23 protein-coding genes are annotated in these 24,389 nt (G+C 66.0%); 10 read left to right on the top strand and 13 right to left on the bottom strand.

The window, feature by feature from the left end; genetic code table 11:
* Window positions 1-106 precede the first annotated feature (106 nt).
* Window positions 107-1,294: a delta-9 fatty acid desaturase DesA gene (gene desA, locus N5C28_RS13930; RefSeq protein WP_279823116.1), complete on the bottom strand. Its 1,188-nt coding sequence runs from the start codon at window positions 1,292-1,294 to the stop codon at window positions 107-109.
* A gap of 171 nt (window positions 1,295-1,465) precedes the next feature.
* On the opposite strand from desA, the gene dibA reads away from it, so the two are divergent.
* Entirely contained in the window at window positions 1,466-3,736 is a 2,271-nt protein-coding gene (gene dibA / locus N5C28_RS13925; RefSeq protein WP_279823114.1) for a phosphodiesterase DibA, read from the top strand.
* 41 nt (window positions 3,737-3,777) lie between these two features.
* Here the strand turns inward: dibA and N5C28_RS13920 are convergent, their stop codons facing one another.
* The 7 genes from N5C28_RS13920 to N5C28_RS13890 form a co-directional block, all read right to left on the bottom strand.
* The gene (locus N5C28_RS13920; RefSeq protein ID WP_013793202.1) at window positions 3,778-3,993 is read right to left on the bottom strand and encodes a TOBE domain-containing protein; all 216 of its coding nucleotides are present in this window, start codon (window positions 3,991-3,993) and stop codon (window positions 3,778-3,780) included.
* 16 nt (window positions 3,994-4,009) lie between these two features.
* Window positions 4,010-4,825 (bottom strand): aliphatic sulfonates ABC transporter ATP-binding protein, encoded by an 816-nt coding sequence (ssuB, locus tag N5C28_RS13915; RefSeq protein ID WP_279823112.1) that lies wholly within the window; start codon window positions 4,823-4,825, stop codon window positions 4,010-4,012.
* On the bottom strand, window positions 4,822-5,616 hold the full coding sequence (gene ssuC / locus N5C28_RS13910; RefSeq protein WP_279823111.1) for an aliphatic sulfonate ABC transporter permease SsuC: 795 nt from the start codon (window positions 5,614-5,616) through the stop codon (window positions 4,822-4,824). The genes ssuB and ssuC overlap by 4 nt, the downstream gene beginning before the upstream one ends.
* 69 nt (window positions 5,617-5,685) lie before the next feature.
* Window positions 5,686-6,834: an FMNH2-dependent alkanesulfonate monooxygenase gene (ssuD, locus tag N5C28_RS13905; RefSeq protein ID WP_279823110.1), complete on the bottom strand. Its 1,149-nt coding sequence runs from the start codon at window positions 6,832-6,834 to the stop codon at window positions 5,686-5,688.
* Window positions 6,835-6,886: 52 nt separating this feature from the next.
* On the bottom strand, window positions 6,887-7,861 hold the full coding sequence (locus tag N5C28_RS13900) for a sulfonate ABC transporter substrate-binding protein (RefSeq protein ID WP_279823109.1): 975 nt from the start codon (window positions 7,859-7,861) through the stop codon (window positions 6,887-6,889).
* Between the two features lie 108 nt (window positions 7,862-7,969).
* Window positions 7,970-8,557, bottom strand: coding sequence for an NADPH-dependent FMN reductase (gene ssuE / locus N5C28_RS13895; protein ID WP_279823107.1), 588 nt, complete (start codon window positions 8,555-8,557; stop codon window positions 7,970-7,972).
* Window positions 8,558-8,566: 9 nt separating this feature from the next.
* Entirely contained in the window at window positions 8,567-9,205 is a 639-nt protein-coding gene (locus tag N5C28_RS13890) for a peroxiredoxin (protein WP_279823106.1), read from the bottom strand.
* Between the two features lie 174 nt (window positions 9,206-9,379).
* Here N5C28_RS13890 and N5C28_RS13885 point away from each other — a divergent pair, with 174 nt between their 5' ends.
* Window positions 9,380-9,832: a GNAT family N-acetyltransferase gene (locus N5C28_RS13885; protein ID WP_279823105.1), complete on the top strand. Its 453-nt coding sequence runs from the start codon at window positions 9,380-9,382 to the stop codon at window positions 9,830-9,832.
* Here the strand turns inward: N5C28_RS13885 and chrA are convergent.
* From chrA to N5C28_RS13860, 5 genes are all read right to left on the bottom strand, one after another.
* A complete protein-coding gene (gene chrA / locus N5C28_RS13880; protein WP_279823103.1) occupies window positions 9,827-11,167 on the bottom strand; it encodes a chromate efflux transporter in 1,341 nt (446 codons plus the stop codon). The two genes, N5C28_RS13885 and chrA, sit on opposite strands and share 6 nt — an antisense overlap.
* 828 nt (window positions 11,168-11,995) lie before the next feature.
* Window positions 11,996-12,727 (bottom strand): ABC transporter ATP-binding protein, encoded by a 732-nt coding sequence (locus N5C28_RS13875; RefSeq protein WP_279823102.1) that lies wholly within the window; start codon window positions 12,725-12,727, stop codon window positions 11,996-11,998.
* A 2-nt stretch (window positions 12,728-12,729) separates the two neighbouring features.
* Complete coding sequence (locus tag N5C28_RS13870; RefSeq protein ID WP_279823101.1) at window positions 12,730-13,554, bottom strand: ABC transporter permease; 825 nt, start codon at window positions 13,552-13,554, stop codon at window positions 12,730-12,732.
* 3 nt (window positions 13,555-13,557) lie between these two features.
* Entirely contained in the window at window positions 13,558-14,550 is a 993-nt protein-coding gene (locus N5C28_RS13865; protein ID WP_279823099.1) for an aliphatic sulfonate ABC transporter substrate-binding protein, read from the bottom strand.
* Window positions 14,551-14,630: 80 nt separating this feature from the next.
* Window positions 14,631-15,968 carry an OprD family porin gene (locus tag N5C28_RS13860; protein ID WP_279823097.1) on the bottom strand — a complete coding sequence of 446 codons (1,338 nt, stop codon included), beginning with the start codon at window positions 15,966-15,968 and terminating at the stop codon, window positions 14,631-14,633.
* 383 nt (window positions 15,969-16,351) lie between these two features.
* Between N5C28_RS13860 and N5C28_RS13855 the strand changes: the two genes are divergently transcribed.
* The 8 genes from N5C28_RS13855 to modC all read left to right on the top strand — a co-directional run bounded on the left by N5C28_RS13855 (window position 16,352) and on the right by modC (window position 24,389).
* Window positions 16,352-17,317: an aliphatic sulfonate ABC transporter substrate-binding protein gene (locus tag N5C28_RS13855; protein WP_279823096.1), complete on the top strand. Its 966-nt coding sequence runs from the start codon at window positions 16,352-16,354 to the stop codon at window positions 17,315-17,317.
* The gene (locus tag N5C28_RS13850) at window positions 17,317-18,549 is read left to right on the top strand and encodes an acyl-CoA dehydrogenase family protein (RefSeq protein ID WP_279823094.1); all 1,233 of its coding nucleotides are present in this window, start codon (window positions 17,317-17,319) and stop codon (window positions 18,547-18,549) included. Before N5C28_RS13855 ends, N5C28_RS13850 begins: the two co-directional genes overlap by 1 nt.
* Window positions 18,550-18,652: 103 nt before the next feature.
* On the top strand, window positions 18,653-19,579 hold the full coding sequence (locus tag N5C28_RS13845) for a sulfurtransferase (RefSeq protein WP_279823092.1): 927 nt from the start codon (window positions 18,653-18,655) through the stop codon (window positions 19,577-19,579).
* A gap of 241 nt (window positions 19,580-19,820) precedes the next feature.
* Window positions 19,821-21,008 (top strand): YeeE/YedE family protein, encoded by a 1,188-nt coding sequence (locus N5C28_RS13840; RefSeq protein WP_279823090.1) that lies wholly within the window; start codon window positions 19,821-19,823, stop codon window positions 21,006-21,008.
* A gap of 52 nt (window positions 21,009-21,060) precedes the next feature.
* Complete coding sequence (locus N5C28_RS13835; RefSeq protein ID WP_279823088.1) at window positions 21,061-21,687, top strand: class I SAM-dependent methyltransferase; 627 nt, start codon at window positions 21,061-21,063, stop codon at window positions 21,685-21,687.
* Between the two features lie 117 nt (window positions 21,688-21,804).
* Entirely contained in the window at window positions 21,805-22,560 is a 756-nt protein-coding gene (modA, locus tag N5C28_RS13830; protein WP_279823086.1) for a molybdate ABC transporter substrate-binding protein, read from the top strand.
* 15 nt (window positions 22,561-22,575) lie between these two features.
* Window positions 22,576-23,256, top strand: a complete 681-nt coding sequence (gene modB / locus N5C28_RS13825; protein ID WP_279823085.1) for a molybdate ABC transporter permease subunit — start codon at window positions 22,576-22,578, stop codon at window positions 23,254-23,256.
* A complete protein-coding gene (gene modC, locus N5C28_RS13820) occupies window positions 23,253-24,389 on the top strand; it encodes a molybdenum ABC transporter ATP-binding protein (protein ID WP_279823084.1) in 1,137 nt (378 codons plus the stop codon). Before modB ends, modC begins: the two co-directional genes overlap by 4 nt.

Here is a 24,389-nt window from a genome sequence, read left to right as displayed (position 1 = left end):
TCCGGCAACTAAAAAGCCCGCCGAACGGCGGGCTTTTCAATTCTTTCGGTGATCTACAGACCGACTGGATGGCGCGGGGTTCAACCCCCTCGTCCGGAAGTGCGGATCAGGTCGCACTCGCCGGGCGCAGGGAGTAGGTCTTCAACTGCTCGGCGAAATCACGCAGCGACTGGATACCGCTGGCCTCGGCCTCGTGCACCCATTGCTTGATGGCTTCGAGCATTTCGTGACCGTTGGAGCTGGTCTTGGCCCAGATCTGCTGCAGCGCCAGGCGCTTCTCGTAGATCACCTTCAGGGCCTGGCTCTGGGCGAGCATGGCGTCGATGCGCATCTGCTGCTGATCGTGCAGCAGGCTCGGCTCCCGGGACAGCAGGCGCTTGGCGCGGTGGAACTGGTGGCGGACGGACGCATCGGCCTTGGCCAGTTCCTGCTTGACCAGCGGGCCGATCACCAGCTTGCGGTACTGGGCCATGATCTGGAAGCGGTTGTTGAGGATCGCCATGGCGGTGTCCATGTCCAGGTGCCGCTTGCCTTCGACCCGGTGGGCGATGGGCGCGACGCGCTGCACCTTGGCCAGGCCGAAGAAGCTGAACAGCTTGATCCAGGCCCAGCCCATGTCGAATTCCCACTTGCGCACCGACAGCTTGGCCGAGTTCGGGTAGGTGTGGTGATTGTTGTGCAGCTCTTCGCCGCCGATCAGGATGCCCCAGGGCACCAGGTTGGTGGCCGCGTCGCGGCACTCGAAGTTGCGGTAGCCGACGGCATGGCCCAGGCCGTTGATCACGCCGGCCGCCCACACGGGAATCCACATCATCTGCACGGCCCAGATGGTGATACCGGCGGCACCGAACAGCGCCAGGTCGATCACCGCCATCAGCGCCACGCCACCGATCGGGAAGCGCGAGTAGACGTTGCGCTCGACCCAGTCATCCGGGCAGTTCTTGCCGTAGATACGCAGGGTTTCTTCGTTCTTGGCCTCTTCGGCGTAAAGCTCCGCGCCTTTGCGCAGGACGGTGCTCAGGCCCTTGATTACCGGGCTGTGCGGGTCGTCAGCGGTTTCGCACTTGGCATGGTGCTTGCGGTGGATGGCCGTCCACTCGCGGGTGTTCTGCGCCGTGGTCAGCCACAGCCAGAAGCGGAAAAAGTGTTTGAGCGCCGGGTGCAGCTCCAGCGCACGGTGCGCGGAGTAACGGTGCAGATAGACCGTAACGCTGACGATGGTGATGTGCGTCATCACCAGGGTGACCGCGATCAGTTGCCAGACCGACAGATCGAGAAAACCGTTGTACCACATAGTGGGTCGTGTGCCTCTTGAAGGTAAAAGTGCGACTTGTCCTACAGTTTCAGGCCGCGACCCATTATGCTCGACCCCACCCAGAAAACCAGTTGGTCTTTTGGATAAGAATGTTACGGCTGTATCGCACGCTATATAGCGGTGCGCCGACCAGGAGCTGTTCACTACCCGATGACTATCCGCCAGGGCCCCTTGCGCCTGACCTTGATCTATCTACTGGCAGCGGGATCGTGGATATTTTTCAGCGACACACTGCTGACCACCCTGGGCCTGACCGCTCATCAGCTGGAACGCCTGCAGTTGCTCAAGGGCATGGGCTTCGTCGTGCTCACCAGCCTGCTGCTGTTCCTCATCCTGCGCAGCCACCGGCACGCCCAACGGGGCATTCGCCGCGCCCTGCGCGCCAGCGAGAACCGCCTGAGCCTGGCGCTGGATGCCGCCCAGGACGGCCTGTGGGACTGGAACCTGCGCACCCAGGAAATCTATTACTCGCCGCGCTATGCCGCCATGCTGGGCCTGGCCCCCGACGAGCTGGGCAACAGCCGCGAGCGCTGGCTGGCCCGCCTGCACCCGGATGACCGCAACCACTACCGCGAGGTCGTGGAACAGCACCTGCAACGGGCCACCCCGACCTCCTACGAAAACACCTACCGGCTGCGCCATGCCGACGGCAGCTACCGCTGGATCCGTTCCCGCGGGCGCCTGCAGATGGCCGCCCACGGCGAACCCGAGCGTTTCATCGGCACCGTCACCGACATCACCCAGAAGCGCGCCGACGAGGACAGCCTGCGCCAGGCCGCCGCGGTGTTCGATGCGACCCAGGAAGGCGTGCTGGTCAGCGACGCCAACCAGACCATCGTGCACATCAATCCGGCCTTCAGCCGCATCACCGGCTACAGCGAGGCGGAAATCATCGGCCAGCACCCGAACCTGCTGAAATCCGGCCGTCACGACGCGACCTTCTACCAGGCCATGTGGCACGCCCTGCAGCACAAGGGTGCCTGGAGCGGCGAGATCTGGAACCGCCGCAAGAACGGCGAGATCTACCCGCAATGGCAGTGCATCCGCGCCATTCACAACGAAAAGGGCCTGATCAGCCATTACGTGGCGGTGTTTTCCGACATCACCGCGCTCAAGCGTTCCCAGCGCGAGCTGGACTACCTGGCGCACCACGACCCCCTGAGCAACCTGCCCAACCGCCTGCTGTTCACCGAGCGCGTGGAACATGCCATCGAGCGGGCGCGACGCGAGCAGCAGAGCGGCGCGGTGCTGCTGATCGACCTGGACCACTTCAAACACATCAACGAAAGCCTGGGGCACAACGTCGGCGACCTGCTGCTGCGGGCCGTGGGCGAGCGCCTGGCCGGGCTGCTGGGCAAGGGCACGACCCTGGCCCGCCTGGGGGGCGACGAATTCGGCCTGCTCTGCGAGAGCTGCGCCCAGGCCGAGCAGGCCGCCGCCCTGGCCCAGCGCCTGCTGGACAGCCTGCATGCGCCATTCCTTCTCAACGGCCAGGAGCTGTTCATCGGTGCCAGCGTCGGCATCAGCCTGTTCCCCGAGGATGCGCAGAGCGTCGACCAGGTGCTGCGCAACGCCGACTCCGCCCTGTTCAAGGCCAAGAGCAGCGGTCGCGAGGGCTTCGCCTTCTACGCCCAGGAACTCACCGAATACGCCCGCCAGCGCGTCGAACTGGCCAGCGCCCTGCGCCACGCCCTGGAAGGCAACGAACTGCGGGTCTACTACCAGCCGCTGCACAGCCTGAGCACCGGCGCCCTGCTCGGGGTCGAGGCCCTGGTGCGCTGGCAGCATCCGCAGCGGGGCATGGTGCCGCCAAGCGATTTCATTCCCATCGCCGAAGACAGCGGCCTGATCGGCGCCATCGACACCTGGGTGCTGGAGCAGGCCTGCCGGCAGATGGTGGCCTGGCAAGCCGCCGGGTGCGGCCTGAAGTTCGTGGCGGTGAACGTGTCCAGCCGCCTGTTCAGCCGCGGCGGCCTGGACACCCGGGTGGCCGAGGTGTTGGCGCAGACCGGCCTGGACCCCGATTGCCTGGAGCTGGAAGTCACGGAAAGTGCGGTGATGGACGACCCGGACGCCGCCCAGGCGCTGCTCGAACGCCTGCGCGGCCTGGGCATCCGCCTGTCGATCGACGACTTCGGCACCGGCTACAGCTCGCTGGCGCGGCTCAAGCGCCTGCCGGTGCACAAGCTCAAGCTGGACCAGAGCTTCGTGCGCGGCCTGCCCCACGACAGCAACGATGTGGCCATCACCCGCGCGGTGATCGCCCTGGGCCACAGCCTGGAGCTGAAGATCCTCGCCGAAGGCATCGAGCAGCCCGAGCAGGCCGAATTCCTCCGGCAGCTCGGGTGCGACTACGCCCAGGGCTACCACTTCGGCCGTCCCCAGCCCGCACACCTGCTGCCGCTGATCCCCAGCGCATGAAAAAGCCGGCCTGCAGGCCGGCTTGTCGTGACCGATCGCGCTTACAGCTTGGCGATCGACACTTCGGTGGATTTCACGAAGGCGATCACTTCGCTGCCCACGCCCAGTTCGAGCTCGCGCACCGAACGGGTGGTGATGACCGAGGTCACGATGCCGGCGGCGGTCTGCACGTCGATTTCCGACAGCACGTCGCCTTCGACGATTTCCTTGATGGTGCCTTTGAACTGGTTGCGTACGTTGATGGCTTTGATGGTCATGATGCGTCTCCTGAGGTCAGAGGGCCCAACGCAACTGCGTGGGCAAGGGTGAAACGGGTTCTGCTTGAGGGGGGAGTGCCGGCAGGGCCAGGACCCGGTTGAGGACCTGGGCTTCCAGCGCCGCCAGGTGCGCCGAGCCCCGGGCACGGGGCCGCGGCAGGTCGACGATCAGGTCGAGCCCGACCCGGCCGTCTTCGATCAGGATCACCCGGTCGGCAATGGCCACGGCCTCGCTGACGTCGTGGGTGACCAGCAACACGGTGAAGCCGTGCTGTTGCCAGAGGCGTTCGATCAACTGCTGCATCTCGATGCGGGTCAGGGCATCCAGCGCCCCCAGCGGCTCGTCGAGCAGCAGCAGGCGCGGCTGGTGAATCAGCGCGCGGGCCAGGGCTACGCGCTGCTTCTGCCCGCCGGACAGCGCCGCCGGCCACTCCTGGGCGCGGTCGGCCAGGCCCACCGCCTCCAGGGCGTCGAGGGCCTTGGGCCGCCAGTCGCCGGACAACCCGAGGCCGACGTTGTCGATCACCCGTTTCCAGGGCAGCAGGCGCGCGTCCTGGAACATCAGGCGGATGTCTTCGCGGGCGGCGGCCAGCGAACCATTGCCGGCGTTGAGCTGGCCCTGGGTCGGCTGGTCGAGGCCGGCCAGCAGGCGCAGCAGGGTGCTCTTGCCGCAACCGCTGCGGCCCACCACGGCGACGAACTGCCCCGCCGGGATACGCAGGTCGACCTGCTTGAGCACTTCACGCTCGCCGAAGGCCTTGTGGATGCTTTCGATCGACAGCGGAACGCCGCCCGGCGGGATGCCACTTTTCAAACTGTGCAGAGCAGTCATTGGCCACCTGCCTTGGCTTGATAAGCCGGATGCCAGCGCAGCCAGACACGCTCCAGGCCACGGGCGGCGAGGTCGGCCAGCTTGCCGAGCACGGCGTACAGCAGGATCGCCAGCACCACCACATCGGTCTGCAGGAATTCACGGGCGTTCATTGCCAGGTAGCCGATGCCGGAGCTGGCGGAAATGGTTTCCGCCACGATCAGCGTCAGCCACATGAAGCCGAGGGCGAAGCGCACGCCGACCAGGATCGACGGCAGCGCACCGGGCAGGATCACCTGGCGGAACAGGCTGAACCCGGACACGCCATAGCTGCGCGCCATTTCCACCAGGGCCGGGTCGACGTTGCGGATGCCGTGGTAGGTGTTCAGGTAGATCGGGAACAGCGTGCCAAGGGCGACCAGGAAGATCTTCGCGCTCTCGTCGATGCCGAACCACAGGATCACCAGCGGGATCAGCGCCAGGTGCGGCACGTTACGAATCATCTGCACCGAGCTGTCGAGCAGGCGCTCGCCCCACTTCGACAGGCCGGTGATGAAACCGAGCAGCAGGCCGAGGCCGCCGCCGATGGCAAAACCGATGCCGGCGCGCCAGCCGCTGATGGCCAGGTGCGTCCAGATTTCGCCACTGCTGATCAGGGTCCAGCCGGCCTCCAGCACGGCACTGGGGGCCGGCAGGATGCGCGTGGACAGCAGTCCCGCGACCACCGCGCCCTGCCAGGCGAGCAGCAAGGCCACCGGCAGGGCCCACGGCGCCAGGCGCAGGGCCAGTCTGTTGATTGATGTTGCACTCATCGCATACCTCGAATCGTCATTCACGTCCGCACGGTGGGCGCGCCAGGCGCGGCCCACCGTCGGTTGTCCTCAACTGGCCGAAGCCGCCTTGGGCAGGATGTCGCTGGAGATCATTTCGCCGAACGGGCTGACGTAGCCGCGCCCTTCCGGGACCTGCGGCCGGTTCACGTCGAGGTGCGGGAACAGCAGCTCGGCAACCCGGTACGACTCCTCCAGGTGCGGATAACCGGAGAAAATGAAGGTATCGATGCCCAGCGCGGCATATTCCTTGACCCGCTCGGCCACGGTCGGGCCGTCGCCGACCAGCGCGGTGCCCGCGCCGCCACGCACCAGGCCGACCCCGGCCCAGAGGTTGGGGCTGACTTCCAAGTTGTCCTTGCTGCCGTTGTGCAGGGCTGCCATGCGCTGCTGGCCCACCGAATCGAAGCGCGCCAGGGACGCCTGGGCCCGGGCGATGGTGTCGTCGTCGACATGGGCGATCAGCTTGTCGGCGGCCTTCCAGGCCTCTTCGTTGGTTTCGCGCACGATCACATGCAGGCGGATGCCGAAGCGCACTTCACGCCCCTGGGCCGCGGCTTTCTCGCGCACCTGGGCAATCTTCTCGGCCACTGCGGCAGGCGGCTCGCCCCAGGTCAGGTACAGCTCGACCTGTTCGGCAGCCAGGTCCTGGGCGGCCTCCGACGAGCCACCAAAGTACAGCGGCGGACGCGGTTGCTGGATCGGTGGGTAGAGCAGCTTGGCGCCCTTCACCTGGATGTGTTTGCCGTCGTAGTCCACCACCTCGCCTTCCAGCACGCGGCGCCAGATGCGGGTGAATTCCACCGAGGCTTCGTAGCGCTCGGCGTGGGACAGGTTCAGGCCATCGCCGGCCAGTTCGTCCGGGTCACCGCCGGTCACCAGGTTGAACAGCGCACGGCCGCCCGACAGGCGATCGAGGGTGGCGGCCTGGCGCGCGGCGACCGTCGGGGAAATGATCCCGGGACGCAGGGCCACCAGGAACTTCAGGCGCTGGGTCACCGGAATCAGCGACGCGGCCACCAGCCAGGAGTCCTCGCAGGAACGCCCGGTGGGAATCAGCACACCGCCGTAGCCAAGACGATCCGCCGCTTGGGCGATCTGCTGCAGATAACCGTGGTCGACCGCGCGGGCGCCCTCGGACGTGCCCAGGTAATGGCCGTCGCCGTGGGTGGGCAGGAACCAGAAAATATTCAAACTCATGGAGTGGTCTCCTTGATCGTTGCGCCCCCCGCGTCCGCAGGGGGCCGGTTTGTTACGGCGCGACGCTGGCCTGAGACTGGGCGGCCGGGCGTTGCCAGATCACGTCCTTGATCACCAGGCGTTTGGGGATCAGCTTCAGGTCGGTGAAGGTGTCGGCGATCTTCTGCTGCGCGTCCACCACCTGCGGGGTGATCAGCTGGGCGCCGTAGCTCTGGCGCTCGACCGCAACACGGGTGATGTCCGGCGACAGGCCGAGCAGCGGCGCGACCTGGGCGGTGGCCTCTTCGGTATTGGCCTTGGTCCATTCGCCGATGCCACGGATCTCGTCGACCAGGATCTCGACCACTTCGGGGTGCTTCTCGGCGTAGGGCTTGGTCGCCAGGTAGAACTGGTGGTTGCTGACCAGGCCCTGGCCGTCACGCAGGGTGCGGGCCTGCAGCTGGTTCTCGGCGGCTGCCTGGAAGGGGTCCCAGATGACCCAGGCGTCGACGCTGCCCCGCTCGAAGGCGGCGCGGGCGTCGGCAGGCGGCAGGTACACCGGCTGGATATCGCTGTATTTCAGTCCGGCGTCTTCCAGGGCGCGCACCAGCAGGTAGTGCACGTTGGAGCCTTTGTTCAGGGCGACTTTCTTGCCCTTGAGGTCGGCCACCGACTTCAGCGGTGAATCCTTGGGCACCAGGATGGCTTCGCTGGTCGGCGCCGGCGGCTCGTAGGCCACGTACAGCAGGTCAGCGCCAGCGGCCTGGGCGAATACCGGCGGGGTTTCGCCGGTGGTACCGAAGTCCACCGAGCCGACGTTCAGCCCTTCCAGCAGCTGCGGGCCACCCGGGAACTCGGTCCATTTGACGTCGATGCCCTTGTCGGCCAGGCGCTTCTCCAGCGTGCCCTTGGCCTTGAGCAGCACCAGGGTGCCGTATTTCTGGTAACCGATCCGCAATGTCTCGGCTTGAGCGTGAGTGATGGCGCCGAAGGAAATGGCCGCGGCAAACAGGGCGACCAGACTCCGACGCAAAGTAACAGTGCGCATGGCGCTCTCCTTTGCTGTGGGGGTTGTGGTGTAGCGACCTGCTTGCCCGTTGGCGGGCGAGTAAGGTGGGTTGTGCTTCGTGCCGTCGGTGACGGCGGGTCAAACGGTTCAGGCGCTCCAGCGACCGCTGATCAGTCGCTCGTTCAGCACCCCAGGCTCGATCGGGCGCGGACGCCGGCTCAAGGCCTGGTGAAAGTGTTGCAACGCATCGTCCAGCCGCTGCTCCAGCCCCGGCGCCAGTTGCACACCGTGATCGCTGTAGGCGATCTGGCTGTCATCGGCGAACACGCCGTGCAGCATTTCCTGGGCTTTCAACGAGGCCAGCACCGGTTTCAGCGCATAGTCCACGGCCAGCATGTGGGCACTGCTGCCGCCCGTGGCGATCGGCAGTACCACCTTGTGATTCAGGGCGCGCTCCGGCAACACGTCGAGCAGGGTCTTCAGCGCCCCGGAAAAGGACGCCTTGTACACCGGCGTGGCGATCAGCAGCCCATCCGCCAGGGCGACATGGGCCTGCAGCGCCTGGATCTGCGGGCTCTCGAAGCGCGCGAACAGCAGGTCTTCTGCCGTGAAATCGCGCACCTGGTAACTCACTACCTCGACGCCGTGCAGCTGCAGCCAATGCCTGGAACGGTCGAGCAGGACGTTGGAGCGCGACTTCTGGCTTGGGCTGCCGCCCAGCGAAACCACCAACATGGCCAATCCTTACTTGTTCGGCTGCGGGGTCAGGCGCAGGTAAGGCTTCACCGCCCGGTAACCCTTGGGGAAGCGCTGCTTGATCTCGTCTTCGTCCTTGAGCGACGGCACTATCACCACGTCTTCACCGTCCTGCCAGTTGGCCGGGGTGGCGACCTTGTGGTTGTCGGTCAGTTGCAGCGAATCGATCACCCGCAGGATCTCGTTGAAGTTGCGGCCGGTGCTCGCCGGGTAGGTGATGGTCAGGCGCACCTTCTTGTTCGGGTCGATGACGAACAGCGAGCGCACGGTCAGGGTGTCGTTGGCATTGGGGTGGATCAGGTCGTACAGCTCGGACACCTTGCGGTCGGCGTCGGCGAGAATCGGGAAATTCACCCGGGTGTTCTGGGTTTCGTTGATGTCGTCGATCCACTTCAGGTGCGAATCCACCGGGTCGACCGACAGGGCGATGGCCTTGACGCCACGCGTGGCGAACTCGTCCTTGAGCTTGGCGGTGAAACCCAGCTCGGTGGTGCACACCGGCGTGAAGTCAGCCGGGTGGGAGAACAGCACACCCCAGCTGTTGCCCAGCCACTCGTGAAAACGAATACGGCCTTCGCTGGAATCCTGCTCGAAATCGGGGGCGATGTCGCCAAGGCGGATGCTCATGCTGCTTCTCCTTCGGAATCGGGTCTGAGTGGTGCGTGGCGCTCACTATGCTCAGGATCGAAGAGAAACAAAAAGAATAAATAATGATTTATTTATCACGTATAGATATATGTGAATCACGGCCCCAATGCCGTGCTAGCGTGGCCTCACTGTCCGCCCATTGCGTCCCGAACCATGAGCCTGTCGATTCACACCTGCCTGCCTCACCAAGCGCCACTGCCGCTGCTGCTGGAGGCCGATCCGGACCTGTCGAAGATCCGGCATTACCTGGCCAACGGCCTGTGCCGGGTCGCCCAGATCGATGGCATGACCGTGGGCGTCTGTGTGTTGCAAGTGATCACGCCCGACCTGGTCGAGCTGATAAATATCGCCGTGGACCCGGCAAGGCAGGGCCAGGGTATTGGCCGCGCGCTGCTGGCGGACGCCATCGCCCAGGCCCGCCAGCTGGGTGCGCGGCGCCTGGAGCTGGGCACCGGCACCTTCGGCCACCCACTGACCTTCTACCAGCGGGCCGGTTTTCGCGTGGTGGCTGTGGAGCCCGATTACTTCCTCGCGCACTACGCCGAGCCGCTGTTCGAGAACGGCCTGCAGCACAAGGACCGCTTGCGCCTGGCCCTGGCGCTATAGCCAGAGGTGCACGGCCAGCCCTGCCAGGGCACAGCCGGCGAGGGTCTCGATAACCCCGCGCTTGAAGCCGAACAACGCCACGGCCGCCGCCAGGGCGATCAGCGCGGCGGACCAGTCGATACGCCCTTCGATGCCCTCCGGGTAGAGCACGTGGTAGCCAAAGAACAGCGCCAGGTTGACGATCACCCCGACCACCGCCGCCGTGATGCCCGTCAGCGGTGCGGTGAAACGCCGTTCATCCCGGGTCGACTCCACCAGCGGGCCGCCGGCCAGGATGAACAGGAACGACGGCAGGAAGGTGAACCAGGTGACCAGCGCCGCCGCCAGCGCACCGCTGGCGAAACCGCTGTCGCCGACCAGCACCGGCGGCGCATAGGCCCCGACGAAGGCAACGAACGCCACCAGCATGATCAACGGCCCCGGCGTGGTTTCGCCCAGCGCCAGGCCGTCCATCATCTGCGTCGGCGTCACCCAACCGTAATAGCCCACGGCGCCCTGGTACACATAGGGCAGCACGGCATAGGCACCGCCGAAGGTCAGCAGCGCGGCCTTGGTGAAGAACCAGCCCATCTGCGTGAGTGTGCCGTGCCAGCCGAATGCCAGGGTCAGCAGGCCCATGGGCACCGCCCAGAGCCCGGCGCCGACCAGCAGGATCAGCGCCAGCCGCAGCCAGCGGAAACGCGCGTGGACCGGTGGCGGCGTGTCGTCATCGATCAATGCGGGGCCATAGGACGCCGCGGAAGCCTGCTCCCCGCCCCTCGGCAGGAAATGCCGCGGCGCGAACCGCCCACCAAGGTAGCCGAGCACCGCGGCGCCCAGCACGATCAGCGGGAACGGCACCCGCGCGGCAGAAATGGCGACGAAGGCCACAGCCGCCAGCGCCCACAGCCAGGCGTTCTTCAGCACCCGCCCGCCAATGCGCCAGGCGGCGTGCAGCACGATGGCCGTCACCGCCGGCTTGATGCCATAAAAGATGCCTACCACCAGCGGCACGTCGCCGAACACCAGGTAAACCCAGGCCAGGCCGATGAGGATGAACAGCGAAGGCAACACGAACAGCACACCGGCAATCACCCCACCCCAGGTGCGGTGCAGCAGCCAGCCGAGGTAGGTCGCCAACTGCTGCGCCTCCGGCCCGGGCAGCACCATGCAGTAGTTCAGCGCATGCAGAAAACGCCGCTCCGACAGCCAGCGGCGCTTCTCCACCAGCTCGCGGTGCATGATCGCGATCTGCCCGGCCGGGCCACCGAAACTGATAAAGCCCAGCTTCAGCCAGAACCACAGGGCTTCGCCGAGGCTGACAGAGACAGGCTTCAAGGGTGTCGACTCACTCATTCGTGCTTATCCACAGAAAGACCGAACACTATAGGCCGCCCAGGCGACAGCCCCATGACTGGCAAAAAAACGACCAGTACTCAACAATCCCCGGAACCCGTGGGCTGCAAGACCTTTCTCCCAGGTTATCCACAATTACCTCCCCAAGAACTGTGCATAGCCTGACAAGGCACCAGGCGGCTCGGTAATCATTATTCTTAAAACACTTGAAAAACCGCTACTTGTCTGAGTTTCCCACACCACCGCAGCCCGCTGCAAAGCAGTGCATAACTACTGGCTAAAAATCGATCATCACTGCTGAACGCCCGCTTCCAGCGGCTGAACCGTTCTTTCCAGCAGCTTATCCACAGAGTTTTGCCCAGCTTCTGTGCACTGTTTCTCCTACCTGAACCATCTCCTGCAAGCAAGGCCTTTTCAATCGATCCAGACAGCGTTCCTCTCACTGTAGAAAATATGATCAACAGCCTGTAAAGCCCGCCATATCAGGCATACAGACGATTACGACCAGACTATCCACAGCCTTCTCCCCAGTTCCTGTGGGTTTTACCGTCCACGATTCGTTCGCTTGCCCGAAAACCTGCCTCCTGCGCGGCAAAAAACCCATCTGCGGAGCATCGAACAAAAAACGATCAACAGGCCGAAGACCCCGATATTAATGATCTGTAGCCGCCTGCGCGCAGGTTATACACAGAACGTTCCCCAGGTTCTGTGCATGAATGCCCGTCGATTGACGCAAGGTGCCCTCCATTTGGCAACGGTTGGCTTCTGCCTGCCAAAAAAAACCGGGCCTGCCGCCCGGTAAATATTCCACCTTGAGGAATAGCGGATTTACAACGCGTGTCGCTGGTACAACTCGGTCAACGCCTCCCCGCGCAGGTACGCCAGTTCCGCCGAACGCCGGTCCCGAGGCCGCGCCAGCGGCACGTCCAGCTCGCGCTGCACGCGGCTCGGGGTGCCGCCGAGGATCAGCACGCGGTCGCTGAGGTAGAAGGCTTCGTCGAGATCATGGGTGACCAGCAGCACGGCGATGTCATAGCGGGCCGCCAGCTCCACCAGCAGGTCTTGCAGTTTCATGCGGGTAAAGGCGTCCACCGCACTGAAGGGTTCGTCGAGCAGCAGCACCTGGGGTTTGCCGTACAGGCCGCGCGCAATAGCGACGCGCTGTGCCTGGCCGCCGGAAAGCTGCTTGGGCAGCGCCTCGCCACGGCCTTGCAGGCCCACGTCGCGCAGCAGCTGCTGCACCCATTTGTCTTCGGCGACCCAACCATCGGCGAAGCCGACGTTCTGCGCCACGGTCAGCCAGGGCATCAGCCGGGGTTCCTGAAACACCACGCCAATACCGCTGCCCGGGCCGAATTGCAGCAGTGGGTTGAGTTCCAGCTCGCCGGTGAATGCCCGATCAAGACCGGCGGCGATGCGCAGCAGGGTGCTCTTGCCGCAGCCACTGGGGCCGAGGAGGCTGACCACCTCCCCCGGCGCCAGGCTCAGGCTGACATCGTCGAGCACCCGCACGCCGGCATAGGCCTTGTGGATATTCTGCAAATTCAGCAATGCACTCATGCTCACCCCTCCCCGCCCTGGTAACTGTCACGCCAGCGCAAGGCCCGGGTTTCCCAGTACTTGAGCAGGCTGTCGCTGAGTTTGCCGAGCACTGCCAGCAGCAGGATGGCGGCGATCACCAGGTCCGGGCGCGAGGTTTCGCGGCCGTCGCTGAGCAGGTAGCCGAGGCCCCGGGTGGCGGCGATCAGCTCGGCAGCCACCAGGAACATCCAGCTCAGGCTCAGCGCACCGCGCAGGCCGGTGAACAGGTTCGGCAGGGACGCCGGCAACAAAATGCGCCGCACCAGCTCGAAGCGGCTGAGCTGGTACAGCTGGCCGACCTCGACCAGCTTGCGGTCGATGTTGCGGATGCCCGCCAGCAGCGCCAGGTAGACCGGGAAGAACGCGCCCAAGGCAATCAGCACCACCTTGGGCGTTTCGTCGATGCCCAGCCAGAGGAGCAGCAACGGCACCCAGGCCAGGCTGGGAATCGCCCTCAGCGCCTGGAAGGTCGGCTCCAGGTAAGCCTCGGCGCGACGGCTGAGGCCGACCCAGGTACCGATGACGATGGCCAGGGCCGCCCCGATCAAAAAGCCTGCGACCACCCGCAGCAGGCTGGCGTTGAGGTGACGCCACAGGTCACCGCTGACGGCCAGTGCATACAGTGTCTGCGCCACCTGGCTCGGTGCCGGCAGTTGATGGGAAGGCAGCACGCCAGTGCGCACCAGTGTTTCCAGCAGCACCAGCAACAACACGGGCACCACCCAACCCCGCAGGTCGGCCAGCGCCGGCCGCCAGCGCGGCAGCCGTTCGGCCCAGCGACCGAGTGCGAGATTGAGCGAACCCATGACTCAGTTCCCCGCCTTGGCCACGGCCGGTTTGATCACCTCAGCCGCCAGTTGAGGGCTGATCAGTTGCTCGACCACCGCGACCACGTCCGTACCCGGACGCACTAACTGCTCGTCGAGCAGGATCGGCGCGGCGGCCTTGAGCGCGGCGATGTGCTCGGCCCCCGGCTGCGAGTTGCTGAAGTCAGTGCGCGACAGTTGCAGCTCGGCCACTTCCAGCGGAAGCTTGGCTTCGTCGGCCAGCAGCTTTGCAAGGGCGTCCGGGTTGGCGATGGCCCACAGGCGCGCCTCTTCGTACGCGGCAATGACCTGCTGGATCAGCGCCGGCTGCTCCTTGGCGAAGCTGTCGGTGACGCTGAGCACGCCGTAGCTGTTGAAGTCCAGGTTGCGGTACAGCTGACGGGAGCCGGCTTGCAGTTGGCTGGAGGCCATCAGCGGGTCGAGGCCGGCCCAGGCGTCCACGTCACCCCGCTCCAGGGCAACGCGGCCATCCGGATGCTGCAGGTGGACGATTTCCACGGCGTTCTTGTCCAGCCCGGCCTTCTGCAGGCTTTGCAGCAGGAACAGGAACGGGTCGGTGCCCTTGGTGGCAGCGATCTTCTTGCCCTTGAGGTCAGCCAGGGTCTTGATCGGCGAATCCTTCGGCACCACCAGGGCGGTCCACTCCGGGCGGCTGGCGATGTACACGGTCTTCACCGGGCTGCCGTTGGCACGGCTGAGCACGGCGGCCAGGCCGGCGGTGGAGGCGAAGTCGGTGCTGCCGCCGTTGAGGTATTCCAGGGAGCGGTTGCTGCCCTGGCTGAACACCCATTTCACGCTGATCCCTTGCGGGGCCAGGGCTTTTTCCAGCAGGCCCTGTTGCTTGAGCACCAGGCTGGTGGGGGCGTAGTAGGCGTAATCCAGGCGCACTTCCTTGGGTGGGGCGGCGTGCACGGCGGCGGGCAGCCAGGCGGCGAACAGCGGAGCCAGGCCGAGGCGCAGGGTGTGTTTGGTCATGGTCATCTCCTCAATCACGTGGGACGCCTTCCGGCTCGTTGGCGAGCCGGTCAGGAGATGGGTACAACAGGAGTCGGGGGTTACAGCAGCGGGATGCTGTAGCTGACGATCAGGCGGTTTTCATCGGCGTCGGTGGTGGTCGACACGTTGCTGCGCAGGCTCGCGTTACGCCAGGAGAAGCCCAGGCCTTTGAGCGCGCCTTCCTGCAGGGTGTAGTCCAGGCGGAAGTCGCGTTCCCATTCCTTGCGGTCGCCTTCGGCGGCGTCGATGCTGTCGCCGGACAGGTAGGTAATGGTGGCTTTCAGGCCCGGCACACCGGCGCTGGCGAAGTCGTAGCCGTACTCGGCCAGCCAGGTGCGCTCGCCGGCACTGAGGAACTTGCCGATCTGGCGGTCGGTGATCAGGTAGGCGGTGGAGCCATCACCCTGGTTGAGGAACGGGAAGGCGCTGTCGCCCGACACCTGCTGGTAGCCGGCGCTCAGGGAATGGCCGCTCAGGCTGTAGGTGAACAGGGCGCTCCAGGTGCGGTTGTCGACCTCGAAGCGATCCGGGTCGGCGGCACCCGCGGCCCAGTAACCGGCGCTGCGGTAGCCTTCGGCGCGGCCGGCGGTGCTGCTGTTCTTGCCGTCGGAGCTGCTGTCGAAGTAGCGCAGGTCGGTCTTCAGGCTGCCCACAGGCAGGGCCAGGTTGTGCACCAGGCCGAGGAAATGCTGTTTGTAGTAGTCGTCCAGGTTGCCGTAGTAGTACTGCGCGGTGAGGTCCTTGGTGACTTTGTAATCACCGCCGGCGAAGTAGAACTTGTTGGTGTCGGCGCCCGCCAGGGAGCCGCCGATTCGCAGGCCGATGTCATCGGTGGAGGAACGGGTCTTGGTGTGTTCCAGCTGACCGCCGGTGAGGGTCAGCCCGTCGATCTCGTTGGAAATGATCTGGCCGCCGTCGAAGGTTTGCGGCAGCAGACGGCCGTCGTTGAAGTTCACCACCGGCAACTTCGGCAGCAGGGTGCCGAGGCGTACTTCGGTCTTGGACACGCGCAGCTTGGCGGTGGCACCGGCCTTGCTGTAATCGCGCACGGCGCTGCCGTCGGTCTCGGTCGGGAACAGCTGGCCCGGGGCACGATCACGCGGGGTGCTGCTGTCGCCGCCGCCATCCAGGCGCACCCCGTACAGGCCGATCACGTCCACGCCGAAGCCCACGGTGCCCTCGGTGAAACCGGAGGTGTAGTTGAAGATGAAGCCCTGGCCCCACTCGTTGGCCTCGGCGTTGTTGTTCGCGGTGTTCTTGTTGTTCAGGTCGTAATAGAAGTTGCGCAGGTCAAGCTTGGCCTTGCTGTCTTCGAAGAAGGCCGCGTTGGCGACGTGGCTCAGGGACAGGCCGAAGGTGCCGGCGGCAATGGCCAAGGCCAGGGTGGACGATTTCATGCTCGATGCTCCAAGTGCAGGTCTTGCTGTTATCGGGTTGGCACTGCAGAGGGGCTCGAGACGATGGCGTGCGTTGCGCCACGTTCAGCGGATACGGCAAATCAGAGCCCCTGGTACGGGCCCGGTGCGGTGGTCCGCTGTCGGCTTGGGGGCACTCTAAGGGAGGAATCGTAATCCCTAAAAAGAATTATTTTTCACTTTGTAGTAACCAAAATGAATATGCGAGCCGCACGCAACGCCTAAGCTAATTCCTAAAAATTATTGGATCGCATTTTTTTAGATCAGATAGCTTATCGCTACCGGATCACCGGACACCCCCAGGTTTCCTGTGATCCGGCTGCCGTTACACCCATGGCCGGCACATCATTTCGATGAGGTCCGCCATGTCCAACCCCCGCTCCAAACGCTCCACCCTGATCGCCGTCGGCCTGGCCGTTGGCCTGCTGGGTGCGCCGCTCGCCGACGCTGCCACTCAGGTGCGTATCGGCTACCAGAAATCCTCCACCCTGATCAGCCTGCTGAAAACCCAGGGCACCCTGGAAAAGGCGCTGGCCGAGCAGGACATCCAGATCAGCTGGCATGAATTCCCCAACGGCCAACCGCTGCTGGAAGCGCTCAACGTCGGCAATATCGACCTGTCCGCCGACGTCGCCGACACCGTGCCGGTGTTCGCCCAGGCGGCCGGCGCCCAGCTCACCTATTTCGCCCAGGAAGCGCCCTCACCCGGCGCCCAGGCGATCATCGTGCGCGACGACTCGCCGCTGCGCAGCGTGGCCGAACTCAAGGGCAAGAAAGTCGCCGTGACCAAGGCCGCCGGCAGCCACTACCTGCTGCTCGCCGCCCTGGCCAAGGCCGGATTGAAATTCAGCGACATCGAGCCGGCCTACCTGACCCCCGCCGACGGCCGCGCCGCGTTCGAGAACCGCAAGGTCGACGCCTGGGTCACCTGGGAACCCTTCCTCAGCGGCGCCCAGCAGCAGTTGCCGACCCGAACCCTGGCCGACGGCACCGCACTGGCCGATTACCAGCGCTACTACCTGACCAGCACCGCCTTCGCCAAGGCCAACCCCAAGGTACTCGAGGTGGTGTTCGCCGAGCTGGTGAAGACCGGCGACTGGCTGCGCGCCAACCCGGCCGACGCCGCGAAGGTCCTGGGCCCGCTGTGGGGCAACCTGGACCCGAAAATCGTCGAGCAGGCCAACGCCCGCCGCAGCTACCAGGTGCGCAAGGTGCAGCCGGCCAGCCTCGAAGAGCAGCAGAAGATCGCCGATGCCTTCTTCGCCGAAGGTCTGTTGCCCAAGCGCGTCGACGCCCTGAACGTGGCCATCTGGCCGACGGAGCAGCCGTGATGACCGCCGAACTGCGCCTGCCCCACGCCTTCGACAGCAGCCAGCCGCTGTTCGAACCGCGCCTGTTCCCGGCCGATTTCGGCAACCGCACGGTCAAGGTCGAACGCCTGGCCCGACGCCTGGCGGCCACGGCGGTGGAGCGCGACCGCGCCGGCGGCAGTGCCGTCGCCGAGCGCCAGCTGCTGCGCGACAGCGGCCTGCTGACCCTGGCCATTCCGCAGCAGTACGGCGGCCAAGGCCTGGTGTGGCCGGAGATCTATCGGATCATCCGCCACCTGGCGGCGGTGGACAGCTCGCTGGCCCACCTCTTCGCCTTCCAGCACCTGCAAGTGGCCACCATCCTGCTGTTCGGCACCGCCGACCAGCAGCGCCACTGGCTCAGCCGCACGGTGCACGAGCGCTGGTTCTGGGGCAACGCCACCAACGGCCGTGACACCGGGCTCAAGCTCAGCCGGCGCGAAGAACATTACGAGCTCAACGGCAGCAAGTCGTTCTGCTCGGGCGCCCTGGGCGCCGATGCCCTGGTGATCAGCGCGCCCCGCGGCAACAACCCGGAAGACCGCGTGTTCGTGGTGCTGCCCAGCCAGCGCGAGGGCCTGGCGATCAATGACGACTGGGACGGCTTCGGCCAGCGCCAGACCGACAGCGGCACCGTGCAATTCGAGAACGTCTTCGTCGACACCAGCGAGCTGCTCGGCCCCAGCGGCGTGAGCCCGCGCACCACCCTGCGCGCCTGCCTGTCGCAGCTGATCCTCACCCAGCTGTACCTGGGCAACGCCCAGGGCGCCCTGGACGCCGCCCTGCGCTACACCCGCGAGAACACCCGCCCGTGGCCGGCCTCCGGTGCGGCACAGGCCAGCGAAGACCCGTTCATCCAGCAGCGCTACGGCGAACTCTGGCTGCGTTACCGCGCCGCCGTGCCGCTGGCCGAGCAGGCTGCACAACGCCTGCAGGCCGCCTGGGAACGTCCGGCCCTGACCGCCGCCGAACGGGCCGACGTGGCCCTGGCGATCAGCGAGGCCAAGGTGGTGGCGGCTCAGGCCGCGCTCGATATCACCGCCCAGATTTTCGACAACATGGGCGCGCGCTCGACCAGCTCGCGGTATGGCTTCGATCGTTTCTGGCGCAACGTGCGCGTCCACACCCTGCACGACCCGCTGGATTACAAGGTGCGCGACATCGGCCACTGGCTGCTCAGCGGCCAGGGGCCGCAACCGTCGCTGTACAGCTGACAAGGAGGTTCGACACCCGGGACATGCACCGCTCACGCGTTCATTCAGACCAGAGAGGCCCACAGGCCTCGACCCACTGCCAACCCTAACGAGGTCATACGCAATGACGATCAAGACCCTTCTCAGCGCGGGCCTGCTGGCCGCCGCCACCCTGCTCCACACGGTGTCGGCATCCGCCGCCAGCGAGTACCTGGTCAGCACCGACTGGCTGGAAAAGAACCTGAAAGACCCCAAGGTGCGCATCATCGAAGTCAGCGTGGTGCCCGGCGTCTACGAGCGCGGCCACATCCCGGGCGCGGTGAACTTCGCCTGGCACAGCGACCTGGTCGACCCGGTACGCCGTGACATCGCCAGCCAGGAAGATTTCCAGGCCCTGCTGCGCAAGGCCGGCGTCAACAAGGACAGCACCACCATCCTCTACGGCGACAACAACAACTGGTTCGCCGCCTGGGGCGCCTGGGTGTTCGACATGTACGGCGTGGATAACGTCAAGCTGCTGGACGGCGGCCGCGCCAAGTGGGAAGCCGAAGGCCGCAGCCTGGACAGCCGCGCCAGCACCCCGGTGGCCGGCAACGTCAGCGTGAAAGCCGCCAACAAGGACCTGCGCGCCTTCCTCCCGGACGTGCTCGCCGCCGCGGAAAAACGCAGCGACACGCAACTGGTGGATATCCGTTCCGCCGACGAATACAACGGCAAGGTCTTCGCCCCGCAAGGCGTGCAGGAACTGGCCGTGCGTGCCGGCCACGTACCCGGCGCGGTCAACGTGCCCTGGGGCCAGGCGGTGGCCGCCGATGGCACCTTCAAATCTGCCGAGGAGCTGAAAAAGGTCTACGGCGCGGTGGGTATCGACGGCAGCAAGCCGATCATCACCTACTGCCGGATCGGCGAGCGCTCCAGCCACACCTGGTTCGCCCTGAAGAAAATCCTCGGCTACGACGTGCGCAACTACGACGGCTCCTGGACCGAATACGGCAACGCCGTGGGTGTGCCGGTGGTCAACGTGGCCGGCACCGTCTGGGGCGGCAAGTAAGGTCCTGGCCCCGACGGTGGATGAAAAAAGCGTCATCCACCCTACGACTGACTCCGTAGGGTGGCTCTCGCTTCACCGATCCACCACGCCACTGAACCCGTAATCGCCCGGATCCCTCAAGGGCGCCGGGCGGTTCCGCCTTATCGGTCCGCCACAACGGTGGATGAAACCCACGCACCCAACGTGCCCCTGTGCCAAGGGCCAGGGTCGCCTTCGTCACCCCGGTCGGAAAGGACAACCCATGACCGCCTCCGTTCTCGCCCCGCCGACCTGGCTGTCCCGCACCGGCGCGGCCCTGATCGCCGCCGGCCTGCTGCTCGCCACCTGGCTGCTGGCCGACCCGAGCAACCAGGGACGCGACCTCAGTTTCTCCCTGCTCAGCGGCGCCCTGTTCGGCCTGCTGCTGCAACGCTCGCGTTTCTGCTTCTTCTGCATCACCCGCGATTTCATCGAGCGCCGCGACCCCACCGGCCTGCTCGGCCTGCTGGCGGCCCTGGCCGTGGGCACCCTGGGCTACCACGCGGTGTTTGGCGCCTTTCTGCCGGACCCGTCCAGCGGCCGGCTGCCCCCCGACGCCCACATCGGCCCCCTGAGCTGGGTGCTGGCACTGGGCGCTACGGTGTTCGGCATCGGCATGGCGCTGTCAGGCTCCTGCATCAGCGCCCACCTCTACCGCCTGGGCGAAGGCGCCTTCGCCTCGCTGGCTGCCCTGGTCGGCGCGCTGATCGGTTTCTTCCTCGGCTTCCTGTGCTGGAACACCCTGTACCTGCTGACCATCCAGGAAGCCCCCGTGGTCTGGCTGCCCGGCACCCTGGGCTATGGCGGCTCGCTGCTGCTGCAACTGGCGCTGCTCGCCCTGTTGGCCAGTGGGCTGCTGCGCTACCGGCGTACCCTGAGTGCGCCCCAGGCCGAGCAACCCTTGTTCGCCCTGCTGTTCGGCACACGCTGGCCCACCTGGGTCGGTGGCCTGCTGATCGGCGCCATGGCCACCGTGGCCTACCTGCGGGTCAGTCCCCTGGGCGTGACCGCCGAGCTGGGCAGCGTGGCGCGCACCGGCGCCAATACGCTGGGCTGGCTGCCGGAGCGCCTGGAGGGGCTGGATGGCTTTTCCGGTTGCGCCACCGTGGTGAAGGAAACCCTGCTGTCGAACAACGGCCTGTTCGTGCTCGGCCTGGTGTTCGCCGCCTGGGCCAGCGCCCTGCTCGCCGGTGATTTCCAGCCGCGCCGGCCGGCACCGCGCGAACTGCTGCGCAACCTGCTGGGCGGCGTGCTGCTGGGCTGGGGCGGCATGCTCGCCCTGGGCTGCACGGTCGGCACGCTGCTGTCCGGGATCATGGCCGGGGCCGCGTCGGGCTGGCTGTTCGGCCTGTTCTGCCTGGTCGGCATCGCCGTCGGCCTGCCCCTGAAACGCGGATTGAAACTGGCCTGAACCGAACCGGGCGGGTTTAATAGCCCTCCCCCGGTTCCAGGTTCACCCGCCCATGCCCCTCAGCCCCGACGACCTCGCCCAGATCAGTGCCCTGACCCTGGCCCATTACCAGGGCTGCGCCGAAGGCTTTCGCGACGCCACCCGCGACCACGACGTCAGTCAGAATATCGCCGCCCTGCTGCGGGCCATCGAGGGCGAGGCGCCTTGGCAGATCCTCGATTTCGGCTGTGGACCCGGCCGCGACCTGCGCACCTTCAGTGCCTTGGGGCACGTGGCGGTCGGGCTCGACGGCTGCCCCGAATTCGTCGAGATGGCCCGCACCGACAGCGGCTGCGAGGTCTGGCGGCAGGACTTCCTTGCCCTCGACCTGCCGGACGCGCGCTTCGACGGCATTTTCGCCAACGCCGTGCTGTTCCATGTGCCGCTGCAGGAACTGCCGCGGGTGCTGCGCCAGTTGCACGCCACCCTGAAACCCGGCGGCGTGCTGTTCAGCTCCAACCCCCACGGCGATAACCAGGAAGGCTGGAATGGCGAGCGCTATGCCTCTTACCACGACCTGGCCACCTGGTGTTCGCTGCTGACCGACGCCGGGTTCAGCGAGATCGAGCACTTCTACCGCCCCACCGGCCTGCCTCGCGAGCAGCAGCCCTGGCTGGCCAGCGTCTGGCGCCGCGCCTGAAGCCCTAACCAGCAGCCAACTCCCTCTGCGATTTTGCTTGCGGACCGCCAGGCTCAACCGCTATATACAAAAGTAAATAGCGGTTACGCTTCGCCACCCCTCACTCGAGACGCTGCCATGACCCCTCTGCTTCGTTCGCTGTTGCCCCTGCTCGCCGGCCTCACCCTGGCCACCCCTGCCCTGGCCGAGGACGTTCAGGTGGCCGTGGCCGCCAACTTCACCGCGCCGATGCAGGCCATCGCCAGCGCCTTCGAGAAAGACACAGGACACAAAGTGGTGGCCGCCTACGGCGCCACGGGCCAGTTCTACGCGCAGATCCGCAACGGCGCGCCGTTCGAGGTGTTCCTCTCGGCGGACGACAGCACCCCGGCCAAGCTGGAAAGCGAAGGCCAGGCAGTGGCCGGCTCGCGCTTCACCTATGCCATCGGCACCCTGGTGCTGTGGTCGGCGCAGCCGGGCTACGTCGATGAGAAAGGTGACGTGCTCAAGGCCAACCAGTTCAAGCACCTGGCCATCGCCAACCCCAAGGCCGCGCCCTATGGCCTGGCCGCGACCCAGACCCTGGACAAGCTGGGCCTGCGCGACGCCGTGGCCGGCAAGATCGTCGAGGGGCAGAACATTACCCAGGCCCTGCAGTTCGTCTCCACCGGCAATGCCGAGCTGGGTTTCGTCGCCCTGTCCCAGGTCTACAAGGACGGCACGATCACCAGCGGCTCGGCCTGGCAGGTGCCCACCGAGCTGTATGAGCCGATCCGTCAGGATGCGCTGATCCTCAAGAAGGGCGAGCACAACCCGGCCGCCGCAGCCCTGGTCGAGTACTTGAAGGGCCCGCAGGCAGCCGCCATCATCAGCGCCTACGGTTACCAGCTGTAATCACGGATTGCTCCGATGCCCCTGACCCAGGCCGATTTCGCCGCCGTTCTGCTGACCCTCGAACTGGCCTCGCTGACCACCCTGCTGCTGTTGCTGATCGGCACGCCGATCGCCTGGTGGCTGGCACGCACCCAGTCGCGCCTGAAGCAGCCGATCGGCGCGCTGGTGGCCCTGCCGCTGGTGCTGCCGCCCACCGTGATCGGCTTCTACCTGCTGGTGAGCATGGGGCCGAACGGCTTCTTCGGGCAGTTCACCCAGAGCCTGGGGCTGGGCACCTTCACATTCACCTTCACCGGACTGGTGATCGGCTCGGTGTTCTACTCGCTGCCCTTCGTGGTGCAGCCCCTGCAGAACGCCTTCGAGGCCATCGGCCGCTTGCCGCTGGAAGCCGCGGCCACGTTGCGTGCCGGCCCCTGGGACAGCTTCTTCAGCGTGATCCTGCCGCTGGCCCGCCCCGGCTTCATCACCGCCTCGATCCTCGGCTTCGCCCACACCGTGGGCGAGTTCGGCGTGGTGCTGATGATCGGCGGCAACATTCCCGGCAAGACCCAGGTGGCCTCGGTGCAGATCTACAACCACGTGGAAACCATGGAGTACGCCCAGGCCCACTGGCTGGCCGGCGGCATGGTGCTGTTCTCCTTCATCGTTCTGCTGGCGCTGTATTCGGGCCGCAGCAACAAGCGGGTGTGGCAATGATCTGGCCGCTGCGCCGGGCGTCGGCGGTGAAGGTGCCGAGCGATGCGCCGCAGAACCTGATCCTCGCGCGCTTCAAGGTGGCGCGTCCCGGCTTCACCCTGGACGTCGACCTCACGTTGCCGGGGCGCGGCGTGACCGCCCTGTTCGGCCATTCGGGTTCAGGCAAGACCAGTTGCCTGCGCTGCTTCGCCGGCCTGGATCGCCCTGCCGAGGGCCTGCTGCAGGTGAACGGCGAGCAATGGCAGGACAGTGCCCATGGTCACTTCCTGCCCGCGCACCAGCGCCCGGTGGGCTATGTGTTCCAGGAAGCCAACCTGTTCCCGCACCTGTCCGTGCGGCGCAACCTGGAGTACGGGCTCAAGCGTATCCCGGCGGCGCAACGGCATATCGAACTGGAGCAGGCGGTGACCCTGCTCGGCATCGACCACCTGTTGCAGCGCATGCCGGCCAACCTGTCCGGCGGCGAGCGCCAGCGGGTGGCCATCGCCCGGGCGCTGCTGACCAGCCCGCGGCTGCTGCTGATGGACGAGCCCCTGGCGTCCCTCGACCTCAAGCGCAAACAGGAGGTGCTGCCGTACCTGGAGCGCCTGCATGAAGAACTGGATATCCCGGTGCTGTACGTCAGCCACGCACCGGATGAAGTGGCGCGCTTGGCCGATCACCTGGTCCTGCTGGAGGACGGCCAGGTGCGCGCCAGCGGGCCGCTGAAGGAAACCCTGCTGCGCGCCGACCTGCCGTTCGCCTTCGAGGACGATGCGGAAGCGGTGATCGACGGCCAGGTCAGCGGTTTCGACGCCGACTACCACCTGCTGCAACTGACACTGGCCGGCAGCCCGGCCCGGGTGCGCCTGCCCCACGGCAGCCTGCCGCTGGGGCAGATGGTGCGGGTCAAGATCAAGGCACGGGATGTCAGCCTCAGCGTGCAGCGCGCCGAAGGCAGCAGCCTACTCAACCTGCTACCGGCGGAGGTCGACAGCTGGCGGCACATGGAGGCGCAGAGCCTGCTGACCCTGCGCGTGGGCGAGCAGCGCCTGCTGGCGCGGATCACCCGTTATTCGTTCGACCAGTTGGGCATTCACGCCGGCCAGGCCCTCTGGGCCCAGGTGAAATCGGTGTCGCTGCTGGGCGCCTGA

Source organism: Pseudomonas sp. GD03944 (assembly GCF_029839275.1).
Classification (GTDB): Bacteria; Pseudomonadota; Gammaproteobacteria; order Pseudomonadales; family Pseudomonadaceae; genus Aquipseudomonas.
The sequence above is the reverse complement of the archived record's forward strand: the minus strand, read 5'-3'. Positions and strand labels throughout refer to the sequence as shown.